General features: G+C 74.1%; 9 protein-coding genes. 6 read left to right on the top strand and 3 right to left on the bottom strand.

Features of this window, described 5'->3' with window-relative positions; genetic code table 11:
• From KV205_RS33400 to KV205_RS33390, 3 genes are all read left to right on the top strand, one after another.
• Positions 1–514 (top strand): hypothetical protein (locus KV205_RS33400; RefSeq protein WP_265868671.1); only part of this gene is annotated, 514 nt, incomplete at its 5' end.
• 67 nt (positions 515–581) lie between these two features.
• The gene (locus KV205_RS33395) at positions 582–1,367 is read left to right on the top strand and encodes a TIGR04222 domain-containing membrane protein (protein WP_265868670.1); all 786 of its coding nucleotides are present in this window, start codon (positions 582–584) and stop codon (positions 1,365–1,367) included.
• An 838-nt stretch (positions 1,368–2,205) separates the two neighbouring features.
• The gene (locus KV205_RS33390) at positions 2,206–2,781 is read left to right on the top strand and encodes a GNAT family N-acetyltransferase (protein WP_265868668.1); all 576 of its coding nucleotides are present in this window, start codon (positions 2,206–2,208) and stop codon (positions 2,779–2,781) included.
• On the opposite strand, the gene KV205_RS33385 is transcribed toward KV205_RS33390, so the two are convergent.
• Positions 2,729–4,381: an AMP-binding protein gene (locus KV205_RS33385; RefSeq protein WP_265868666.1), complete on the bottom strand. Its 1,653-nt coding sequence runs from the start codon at positions 4,379–4,381 to the stop codon at positions 2,729–2,731. The two genes, KV205_RS33390 and KV205_RS33385, sit on opposite strands and share 53 nt — an antisense overlap.
• Entirely contained in the window at positions 4,378–6,066 is a 1,689-nt protein-coding gene (locus KV205_RS33380; protein WP_265868664.1) for an AMP-binding protein, read from the bottom strand. Before KV205_RS33380 ends, KV205_RS33385 begins: the two co-directional genes overlap by 4 nt.
• Before the next feature lie 100 nt (positions 6,067–6,166).
• On the opposite strand from KV205_RS33380, the gene KV205_RS33375 reads away from it, so the two are divergent.
• A complete protein-coding gene (locus tag KV205_RS33375) occupies positions 6,167–7,033 on the top strand; it encodes a LuxR C-terminal-related transcriptional regulator (RefSeq protein ID WP_265868662.1) in 867 nt (288 codons plus the stop codon).
• Here KV205_RS33375 and KV205_RS33370 read toward each other — a convergent pair.
• The gene (locus KV205_RS33370) at positions 7,030–8,202 is read right to left on the bottom strand and encodes a winged helix DNA-binding domain-containing protein (RefSeq protein WP_265868660.1); all 1,173 of its coding nucleotides are present in this window, start codon (positions 8,200–8,202) and stop codon (positions 7,030–7,032) included. The two genes, KV205_RS33375 and KV205_RS33370, sit on opposite strands and share 4 nt — an antisense overlap.
• A 151-nt stretch (positions 8,203–8,353) precedes the next feature.
• Here KV205_RS33370 and KV205_RS33365 point away from each other — a divergent pair, with 151 nt between their 5' ends.
• On the top strand, positions 8,354–9,523 hold the full coding sequence (locus KV205_RS33365) for a magnesium and cobalt transport protein CorA (protein ID WP_265868658.1): 1,170 nt from the start codon (positions 8,354–8,356) through the stop codon (positions 9,521–9,523).
• Between the two features lie 175 nt (positions 9,524–9,698).
• Positions 9,699–10,511 (top strand): molybdate ABC transporter substrate-binding protein, encoded by an 813-nt coding sequence (modA, locus tag KV205_RS33360; RefSeq protein ID WP_265868656.1) that lies wholly within the window; start codon positions 9,699–9,701, stop codon positions 10,509–10,511.
• Positions 10,512–10,524 lie beyond the last annotated feature (13 nt).

Here is a 10,524-nt window from a genome sequence, read left to right as displayed (position 1 = left end):
CGCCGCGCCGCGCCCGGCGCCCGGGGCTCCCCCGCCCTTCGCGCTGCGGCACCCGGCGCCGCCGGCGTCCGGGAGCGGGGCCGCGCCAGGGGCCGGGTCCGTCCAGGGGCGGCCGGTCCCCGAGGCGCCGCGGCCCTCCTTCCGGCCGGTGACCATCAGGACCGCGCGGGACGCGGTCGCCGCGTCCGCCGGATATCTGCGCTGGCTGGGCTTCCGGGACGTGGTCCAGCCGGAGGAGCGCTCGGCCTCGGCCGTCGACCTGCGGGGCCCGGGGCTGGTCGCCCAGGTCGACCCGAGCACCCGGCCGACCGGGCTGCGGGCGGTCGAGTGCCTGTGGCTCAACGGACTCAGCAACGCGGCGACGAGCGTCTGCTTCTCCCTCGCCGGCTACACCGCCGAGGCGCACGAGCGGGCGGACGGGCTCGGCGTCCCGCTGTTCGTGCTCGACCTCACCGGCACGCCCCAGCCCGTCAACCCCCCGGCGGGCGCACTCCTCGCCGCCGGCGCACCCTGACGGTTTCGGCCATTCGCACGTGAGGACGGCCGCTCCCCCGGGCACAACACCTGTGGGGGTGGACGTCATGACAACGGGGATGTGGTGGTTCCTGGGGGCCGCCGTGGGTCAACTCGCTCTGGCGGCACTGCTGTTGCGTGCCCGCAGCCCGGAGCGCCCTGAGCTGCCGCCACAGGCGCTCGCGCTGCTGCGCGGCGGGCCGCGCGCGGCGGTCGTGGTGGCGCTTGTCGCGCTGCATCAGCGCGGGGCGGTGGCGGCCGGGCGCCGGGGCACGATTCGCGCCAACGGCGGCGCCGGGCGCACCCGCGATCCACTCCAGCTCGGAGTGCACCGTTCGCTGCAGCGCGCGCTCACCCTGCGGCTGCTCGCCACCCGTCCCAAGGCCCGGCAGGCCCTCGACGCGCTCCGCGCGGAGCTCGGCCGGACCGGGCTGCTCCGCCCACCCGGCCGGCACCGTGCGGCCCGGGTGCTCCTGGTGTGCGTCCCGCTCACCGTCGGCGCGGGCCTGGCCGCGGCCAGCCCGTCGGCCCTCGGGCTCGCCCTGGGCGCGGTCCCGGTCCTCGCGGCCCTCGCCCTCCTCTGCGTCCCCCCGACCACCCGCGCCGCCCGCCGCCTGCTGGCCGCCCTGCGCTCCCGCCACCCCCTCCCGGCCCACCGCCGCGAGGTCACCGACGCCCGCGACGTCCTCCTCTACGTCGCCCTCTACGGCGACCCCGCCCTCGCCCTCTTCCTCCCCCACTTCTCCCGCGACGGCGGCCTCCTCACCCGCCACCCGTACCACGACGACGCCTACGCGACGGGCCGCGGCACGACGGAGACGCCGTTCACCTGCGGCAGCGCGACGCCCGAGTGAGGGGGTGGAGTCAACACGGCGGGCCGCGCCCCCTGGCTTCGCCGGTGGCACCCCACCCGGGCGGAGTCGCGGGCCTGCGGCCCGGCAGAGGCACACGCCCGACGGGTCGTGACGCACCGTGGCCCACGGCAGGGGCCGGGGCAGGCCACGGGGGGACGGGAACCCGGCTCGGGCGCCGCCCGGCCGGAGAAGCGGCCCGCTCCGGGCCCAGCGGCCGCGCAGAGCCAGGGGTTCGGGCCAGGTCCGGTCCCGAGGCCCGTGCCTGGGATCCGGGCCAGGCCTCCAGGCCCGCGGCCCGTGCTTCGGGCCTGCGCGGCGGCGTTGCGCCGCCGGCCGACCCGGGGAAGGTCCGCGTGCGCGCCCGCCCGGCGCTGTCGGGCACGCGCCCAGAGCCGGAACCCAGCCACGGGCAAGCACCCGCACCGCTCTGCCGCCCGCGCCGGGCCGCGGTCAGGGTGCGGACCCCTGGCCACGCACGGCGGCGCTGCGCCGGGAGCCGGCCCGGGAGGGACGACCTCGGCGGAGCCACGCCGGGAGCCGGAACCGGGCACGGCTACGCACCCCCGGGCGCACGCCCGGAGGTCACACCCCCAGGCGCACGCCCGGACCCGGAGCCCGGTCACGGGTACAGCCCCCCGGCCGAGAGACCCGCGCCCGCCGGCCCCGCAGCGCGGCGTGGGCGGGCCCGGCCAGGCATCGCCGAGCCCGAGGCCGGCCGCCGGAAACCCGGTCACGGGCAGAGCCCGGTCCGGCCGGAGAGGCCGGCAGGCGGCGGGCCCGGCCGCCGGCGTCGCGCAACACTGACGCCTTTCGGCGCCGTGGCGCGCCATACTGGCGTATGCGCATCCGAGCGGCCGCACCGGCCGAACTCCCCCTGCTCCAGGACATCGAACGCGCCGCGGGCGAGGCCTTCCGGCTCCTCGGCATGGGGGAGATCGCCGATGACGACCCCCTGCCGCTGGACGTGCTGGAGGGGTATCGCGACGCGGGGCGGGCCTGGGTGGCGGTGGACGCGGGGGATCGGCCCGTCGCGTATCTGCTCGCCGACACCGTCGACGGGGCCGCCCACATCGAGCAGGTGTCGGTGCATCCGGACGCCGCCCGGCAGGGGGTCGGGCGGGCGCTGATCGAGCACCTGGCGGAGGGCGCCCGGGCGCAGGGGCTGACGGCGCTGACGCTGACGACCTTCACCGAGGTGCCGTGGAACGCTCCGTACTACGCCCGGCTCGGCTTCCGGCGGCTCGACGCGGGCGACCCCGCGCTGACCGAGGGCCTGCGGGCGATCAGCGCGGCCGAGGCGGCCCACGGGCTGGCCGCCTGGCCGCGGGTGTGCATGCGCCGCGAGCTCACCGTCCGGACGGTCAGCCCGCCCCGTAACGCTCCCGCAGTTCCACCTTCCGCACCTTCCCGCTGACCGTCATCGGGAACTCGCCGAGGATCTCCACCCGGCGCGGGATCTTGTAGTGGGCGAGGCGGTCCCGGCAGAAGGCCGTGACCTCCTCCAGGGTGGGCGGGTCCGCCGGGTCGCGCGGGATCACGCAGGCGAGGATCTCCTCCCCGTACCGCTCGTCCGGCACGCCCACCACCTGCACGTCGGCGATCTTGGCGTGCCCGTACAGGAACTCCTCGATCTCGCGCGGGTACACGTTCTCACCGCCGCGGATGATCATGTCCTTGATGCGGCCGACGATCTGGACGTAGCCGTCCTCGCGGAGCACGGCGAGGTCGCCGGTGTGCATCCAGCGGCCCGTGTCGATCGCCTCGGCGGTCTTCTCGGGCTCGTCCCAGTACCCCAGCATCACGCTGTAGCCCCGGGTGCACAGCTCGCCGGCCGTGCCGCGCGGCACGGTGAGCCCGGTGGCCGGGTCGACGATCTTCACCTCGACGTGCGGCAGGACCCGCCCGACGGTGCCGGTGCGCCGTTCCAGGTCGTCGTCGCGGCGGGTCTGGGTGGAGACCGGCGAGGTCTCCGTCATGCCGTAACAGATGGACACCTCCGCCATGTTCATCTCGGCGACCACCCGCTTCATGACCTCCACCGGGCACGGCGAGCCCGCCATGATGCCGGTGCGCAGCGTCGACAGGTCGTACGTGCCGAAGTCCGGCAGGTTGAGCTCGGCGATGAACATCGTCGGCACCCCGTACAGCGAGGTGCAGCGCTCCTCCTGCACCGCGCGCAGCGTGGCGGCCGGGTCGAAGGACGGGGCCGGGATCACCATGCAGGCGCCGTGCGAGGTGGCCGCGAGGTTGCCCATCACCATGCCGAAGCAGTGGTAGAAGGGCACCGGGATGCAGATCCGGTCCTGCTCGCTGTAGGCGATCATCTCGCCCACGAAATAGCCGTTGTTGAGGATGTTGTGGTGGGAGAGCGTGGCGCCCTTCGGGAAGCCGGTGGTCCCCGAGGTGTACTGGATGTTGACCGGCTCGTCGCAGGACAGCTCGGCGGGCCGGACGCCCTCCGGGGCGGTGCGGGCGAGGAGTTCGTCCCAGGTCGGGTCGCCGAAGTAGACCGTCTCGCGCAGCTGCGGGCAGTTGCGGCGCACGTCCTCGACCATGGCCCGGTAGTCGCTGGTCTTGTGGGTGAGCGAGGCGAAGAGCAGCGTGATGCCGGCCTGGTTGAGCACGTACTCCAACTCGTGTGCCCGATAGGCCGGGTTGATGTTGACCATGATGGCGCCGATGCGCGCGGTCGCGTACTGCACGAGCACCCACTCCGCGCAGTTGACCGCCCAGATGCCGACCCGGTCGCCCTTCATGACCCCGCTGCCGAGCAGCGCGTCCGCCAGCCGGCCGACGTCGGCGCCGAACTCCGCGTACGTCCAGCGGCGCCCGCCCGGCACGTCGACCAGGGCCTCGCGGTCCGGCCAGGCGGCGACGGCCCGGTCGAGGTTGGCGCCGATGGTGTCGCCGAGGAGCGGCGTGGTGCCGGTCCCGTGGGCGTACGAGAGGCTGCTCGGGCCCTTCGTGGTCCCCGCCGCGCCCGCCGCGCCCGCTGCGCCCGCCGTTCCGGTCATGCCACGTCCCCTTCCGTGTACTCCGTGCCGGTCTTGCCGTCCGCCGTGAGCTTGCGCAGCTCGACGCGGCGGATCTTGCCGGAGACGGTCTTCGGCAGGTCGGCGAACTCGATCCGGCGGATCCGCTTGTACGGGGCGAGCACCTCGCGCGAGTGCGCGAAGAGCGCCTTCGCCGTCTCGGGCCCCGGCTCCCAGCCCGCCGCGAGCACCACGTACGCCTTGGGGACGGCAAGCCGCAGCGGGTCGGGGGCGGGGACGACGGCGGCCTCGGCGACCGCCTCGTGTTCGAGCAGCGCGCTCTCCAGCTCGAAGGGGCTGATCTTGTAGTCGCTCGCCTTGAAGACGTCGTCCGCGCGCCCCACATAGGTGATGTAGCCCTCGGCGTCGCGCGCGCCGATGTCACCGGTGCGGTAGTAGCCGCCTGCCATCGCCTCGGCCGTGCGCTCCGGGTCCCCGTGGTAGCCGGTCATCAGGCCCACCGGGTCGGCCGCCAGGTCGAGGCAGATCTCGCCCTCCTCGACGTCCGGCTCGCCGCTCACCGGGTCGACCAGGGTGACCCGGTAGCCGGGGCTCGGCCGCCCCATCGAGCCCTCCTTGAGGCGCTGACCGGGGCTGTTCGACACCTGCACGGCGGTCTCGGTCTGCCCGAAGCCGTCCCGGATGGTGACGCCCCAGGCGCGCCGGACGGACTCGATGACCTCCGGGTTGAGCGGCTCGCCGGCCGCGACGACCTCGCGGGGCGGGGTGGTCAGCTGGGTGAGATCGGCCTGGATCAGCATCCGCCACACGGTGGGCGGGGCGCAGAAGCTGGTGACGCCGTGCCGGTCCATCTCGGCCATCAAGCGGGCTGGGTCGAAGCGCGTGTAGTTGTGGATGAAGACGGTCGCCTCCGCGTTCCACGGGGCGAAGAGGTTGGACCAGGCGTGCTTGGCCCAGCCGGGCGAGGAGATGTTGAGGTGCACGTCGCCGGGCTTCAGCCCGATCCAGTACATCGTCGCGAGGTGGCCCACCGGGTACGAGGTGTGGGTGTGCTCGACCAGCTTGGGGCGGGCGGTGGTGCCGGAGGTGAAGTAGAGCATGAGGGTGTCGTCGGCGAGGGTCGCGCCGCCCGGCGTGAACTCCGCGGACGCGCCGTACGCCTCCTCGTAACCGAGCCAGCGCGCCCCGTCGCCGCCGACCGCGATACGGGTGTAGTCCCCCGGCACGTCGTCGAACTTGGCGGTGTCCTCGGCCCGCACCAGCACGTGCCGGGCCCGGCCGCGGTCCACCCGGTCGCGCAGGTCGGCGGGGCCGAGGAGGGGGGTGGCGGGGATGACGACGGCGCGCAGCTTCATCGCGGCGAGCATGGTCTCCCACAGCTCGACCTGGTTGCCGAGCATGACGATCATGCGGTCGCCGGCGCGGACGCCCCGCGCGCTCAGCCAGTTCGCCACCCGGTTGGAGCGCTCCGACATCGCGGCGAAGCTCAGCTTCGTCTCGGTGCCGTCCTCCTCGACGATGTGCAGCGCGGTGCGCTCGTTGCCCGCGGCGATGACGTCGAACCAGTCGAGCGCCCAGTTGAACCGGTCGGGGCGGGGCCAGGCGAAGCCCGCGTACGCCGTCTCGTAGTCCTCCCGGTGCTGGAGCAGGAAGTCACGGGCGGCCCGGAACCGCTCCGTCGCCTCCGTCGCACTCGTCGTGGTCATGCGTCCTCGTCCTCCTCGTCGCGGCACCGGTCCATTGCGGGACCGGTCCCCGACATCGTGTAATCAGTGACCCAGGTCTCACTACCCCCGTTCGGGGGTGATGGACGCGACGAAGGAGAACAACGTGCCGGAGCGGGTCGAGGGGGCGGCGGGCGGGGCGGTGCAGGGCGGGGCGGCGGAGGCGGCCGGGCTGCGCGACGCGCTGCTGCGGCTGCGGCGCGCCACGGGCCTGCAGGTGGCCTTCGGCGGCCTGCTCCACGACGGCTCCGCGATGCGGATCGCCGAGCTGTCCGGCGCGGTCACCCCGGCCCTGCGCGGCCTGGCCATCTCCACCGGCTCCGGCCTCGGCGGCAAGTGCCTGGCGCTGTCCCGGCCGTGCGCGGTCACGGACTACCCCTCGGCCCGGCACATCACCCACGAGTACGACGGCCCGGTCTCGGCGGAGGGTCTGCGCTCCGTGATCGCGGTGCCCCTGGTCGTACGACGAAAGGTGCGCGGCGTGCTGTACGGCGCGCTGCGCGACGCCCTGCCGATCGGCGAGCGGGTCTTCGACGCGGCGGTCGCGGCGGCCCGCGACGTCGAGCAGGCGCTCGCCGTGCACGACGAGGTGCGGCGCCTGGTGGCCGAGCGGGAGGAGATGCGGCAGGTGTACGGGGAGCTGCGCGAGCTGGCGCCCAGGGTGACCGACCCCGAGGTCCGCGAGCGCCTGTGGGCCGTGTGCGGGCGCCTGGAGACGGCCTCGGGCACCGATGTGTCGGGGTCGGCCCCCGAGGTGACCCTGACCCCGCGCGAGACGGACGTCTTGGCCGCGGTGGCCTCGGGAGCGACGAACGCCGCGGTGGCGGAGCGGCTCGGCCTCCGTCCGGAGACGGTGAAGGGTTACCTCCGCTCGGCGATGCGCAAGCTGGGCGCGCACACCCGCCTGGAGGCGGTGGTGGCGGCGCGGCGGGCGGGGGCGCTGATCTAGACCGCCTCCTGTGGATCCCCGTACCGGATGTCGTACGGGAGGCCCGCGGGGGCGAGGAGGCGCAGGGTCCGCTCGGCTTCGGCGGTGAGCGCGTCGCGCCGCGCCTTGGTGAGCCGGGTGAACGGCTCGATGGTCAGCGTGGTGCGCTCCTTGCCCTCGTCCAGGTGCCAGATCCCGGCGAGGAAGCCGTCGACGAGGAAGGTCCGGTGGGCCTGGTTGCCGGTCCAGGTGCGGGTGCGGTGGGCGGCGGGGACGACGCGGGTGCGGTCGGCGTGCGAGAGCAGCAGGTTGTCGAACTCGGGCAGCAGGCGGGGCGGGGCCGGGGTGTCCGCGTCGGGGCGGGGCGCGTCGGGGAGGTCGAAGAGCTCGGTGCCCTGCTCGTCGCGGAAGACGAGGAGGCGGGGGCGGAGGCGTTCGAAGGCGGGCCGGAGCCGGGTGAGGCCGCACCAGGTCTGCATGTCCTTGACGGTGGCGGGCCCGAAGGCGGCGAGGTAGCGCAGGACCGTCTCGTCGAGGTCGGCGGGCCGGTCGCTCACCGGGGCGGAGGCGGACTCCGGCCCGCCGAACCAGCTGGTGGCCCGGGCCAGGGCCACCTGCCCGCTCCGGCCCCAGAGCCCGCGGGGCGTGACCTGGACCATGGGCAGGAGGCAGCGCGCGGCGATCCCGAGGGCCTGCGGGTCGGCGTCCGGCCACTCCTGGAGCAGCCGCTCGCGCAGCTCCTTCGGGGTGCGCGGCCGCTCGTCGACCTCGGCGGCGGTCAGCGCGGTGAGCCGGTCGAGGTCGACGCCGGCGAGCCCCTTGCCGAACATCCTCAGCTCGCGGTCGATCGCCCCGTCCTGGACGAGCCGGCGCAGCGGGACGGCGTCGGCGGCGGTGTGGGTGTGCACGGTGGAGCGCAGCGAGACGATACGGGCGACCCGGCGCGACTCCATCAGCCCGGACAGGTCCTCGGGGCGGAAGCCGTCGAGGCGGGCGGCGAGCGCGTAGTAGGGCGGCTTGGTGTTCTGCGCCTGGAGGCCCACGAGGTGGTGGACGGCCTGCTCGGCGGTGAGCGGCGCGGGGCGGAGCAGCAGCTGGCGGTCGAGGGTGGCGCGGTTGAGGGCGCGGGTGGAGAGGACCGGGGGCATCGGCTGCGTCGTCTTCGTCGGCTTCGTCGTCTTCGGGGCCATGGTCAGCACGCTAGCGAGAAATGCGGACAGGACGGGTCCGCAATCGGGTCGGCAATCGGGTCCGCGAAGGGAGGGCCGGGTGGCCCGGCGCCGCACGATTCCCCCCGTTATCCTGCGAAACGACCGTCTGATCCCGCGAGGAGACCGCCCGATGTCCGACCGCCGCCCGCGCGCGGCCCGGCGCCGCCCGCCGGAGCCGCCGGCCGCCGCCGCGTCCTCGCAGCCGCCGCAGGCACAGTCCCCCTCATCCCCTCCCCCTCCCTCGCAGTCACCCTCGCCCACGCAGTCAGCCTCGCCGTCGCCGAGCGTGGTGCAGGCGACGCTGTACCGCGACGGGCGCCGGGTCGCCTCGCCCGCCACCCTCGCGGAGACCTTCCGCCAGCTGCGCGAGCACCCCGACGGCATGGCCTGGATCGGCCTGCAGCGCCCGACGGCGGACGAACTCCACTCCCTCGCCGCCGAGTTCGACCTCCATGAGCTGGCCGTCGAGGACGCGATGGAGGCCCACCAGCGCCCGAAGCTGGAACGGTACGGCGAGACCCTCTTCGTCGTCCTGCGCGCCGCCCGCTATCTGGACGCCCCGGAGGAGGTCGACTTCGGCGAGCTCCATGTCTTCGTCGGGCCCGACTTCCTCATCACCGTCCGCCACGGCGCCGCCCCCGACCTCTCGGCGGTCCGCACCCGCATGGAGGCCGACCCCGGCCTTCTCGCCCTCGGCCCCGAGGCGGTGCTCTACGCGATCCTGGACGCGGTCGTCGACGGCTACGCCCCGGTGGTGGCCGGCGTCCAGAACGACATCGACGAGATCGAGACCGAGGTCTTCGGCGGCGACCCCGCGGTCTCCCGCCGCATCTACGAACTCTCCCGCGAAATGGTCGAGTTCCAGCGCGCCACCCGCCCCCTCGTCGGCATGCTCCACGGCCTGATGGCCGGTTTCGCCAAGTACGGCACGGACGAGGAACTCCAGCGCTACCTCCGCGACGTCGCCGACCACGTCACCCACACCAGCGAGCGCGTCGACGGCTTCCGCCAGGCCCTCACGGAGATCCTCACGGTCAACGCGACCCTGGTCACCCAGCAGCAGAACGCGGAGATGCGCGCCCTGGCGGAGGCGGGCTTCGAGCAGAACGAGGAGATCAAGAAGATCTCCTCGTGGGCCGCCATTCTGTTCGCGCCCACCCTGGTGGGCACGATCTACGGGATGAACTTCGACAACATGCCCGAGTTGCACTGGGCGGGCGGGTATCCGTTCGCGGTGGTGCTGATGGCGGTGGTGTGCACGAGCCTGTACGTGGTCTTCAAGAAGAAGGACTGGCTGTAGGCGGCGCGACGGCTTCCCGACCGCTCGGCACCCCTCTCGTCCGTTCCTCCAACCTCCCTCGCATTCGCCATGGAGGGTCCCACGATCTTGTTGCAGATGAGCGTGATAGCGCCCTACGGTGTCGCACATGCAAGACCCGCGTCACCGTCCCCCGCTCACGAGTCGTGGAGAAGCCATGCCCCTCACCCCCGCCAGGCGCCGTGCGGCCGCCGCAGCCCTCGCCGCGGCCCTGCTGGTGCCGCTCGCGGCCTGTTCGTCGAGCGACGACGCCACGAAGGACGCCGACGGGTCCACGGCCTCCGGCTCCGCGGGCGCCGCGCGCCAGGCGAAGCTGACCGTCCTCGCGGCCGCGTCCCTGACGGATGTGTTCAAGACGGCGGGCGCGGCCTACGAGAAGGCGCACCCGGGAACGAAACTCACGTTCTCCTTCGCCGGGTCGCAGGAGCTCGTGGCCCAGGTGTCGCAGGGCTCGCCCGCCGACGTCCTGGTCACCGCGGACACCAAGAGCATGGACAAGGTGAAGGCCGACACCGGCACGCCCGCGATCATCGCCAAGAACCGGCTGGTCATCGCCACCGGCGAGGGCAACCCGCACAAGGTCGACGAACTCAAGGACCTCGCCGACACCCGGCTCAAGGTCGTCCTCGCGGCCCCCGAGGTGCCCGCCGGCAAGTACAGCGAGCAGATCCTCGACAAGCAGAAGATCACGGTGAAGCCGGTCTCCCAGGAGCCGAACGTGCGCGCCGTGCTGAGCAAGGTCGAGCTCGGCGAGGCCGACGCCGGTCTCGTCTACAAGACGGACGCCGCGAGCGCCGCCGACAAGGTCGACGCCGTCGAGATCCCCGACGCGCAGAACGCCGTCGCCCAGTACCCGGCCGCCACGCTGAGGGACTCCAAGAACGCTGAGGCCGCGGCCGCGTTCGTCGCCTGGCTGTCCTCGCCCGAGGGCCAGAAGATCCTCCAGGACGCCGGCTTCCAGAAGCCGTGACGGACCCGACAGC

The organism is Streptomyces sp. SKN60, from assembly GCF_026236535.1.
Classification (GTDB): domain Bacteria; phylum Actinomycetota; class Actinomycetes; order Streptomycetales; family Streptomycetaceae; genus Streptomyces.
The sequence above is the reverse complement of the archived record's forward strand: the minus strand, read 5'-3'. Positions and strand labels throughout refer to the sequence as shown.

Coding starts and splice junctions, on each gene's coding strand:
- KV205_RS33370 (WP_265868660.1), bottom strand. CDS start 8,202: ATGGCCCCGAAGACGACGAAGCCGACGAAGACGACGCAGCCGATGCCC.
- KV205_RS33390 (WP_265868668.1), top strand. CDS start 2,206: ATGCGCATCCGAGCGGCCGCACCGGCCGAACTCCCCCTGCTCCAGGAC.
- KV205_RS33395 (WP_265868670.1), top strand. CDS start 582: ATGACAACGGGGATGTGGTGGTTCCTGGGGGCCGCCGTGGGTCAACTC.
- KV205_RS33380 (WP_265868664.1), bottom strand. CDS start 6,066: ATGACCACGACGAGTGCGACGGAGGCGACGGAGCGGTTCCGGGCCGCC.
- modA (WP_265868656.1), top strand. CDS start 9,699: ATGCCCCTCACCCCCGCCAGGCGCCGTGCGGCCGCCGCAGCCCTCGCC.
- KV205_RS33385 (WP_265868666.1), bottom strand. CDS start 4,381: ATGACCGGAACGGCGGGCGCAGCGGGCGCGGCGGGCGCGGCGGGGACC.
- KV205_RS33365 (WP_265868658.1), top strand. CDS start 8,354: ATGTCCGACCGCCGCCCGCGCGCGGCCCGGCGCCGCCCGCCGGAGCCG.
- KV205_RS33375 (WP_265868662.1), top strand. CDS start 6,167: ATGGACGCGACGAAGGAGAACAACGTGCCGGAGCGGGTCGAGGGGGCG.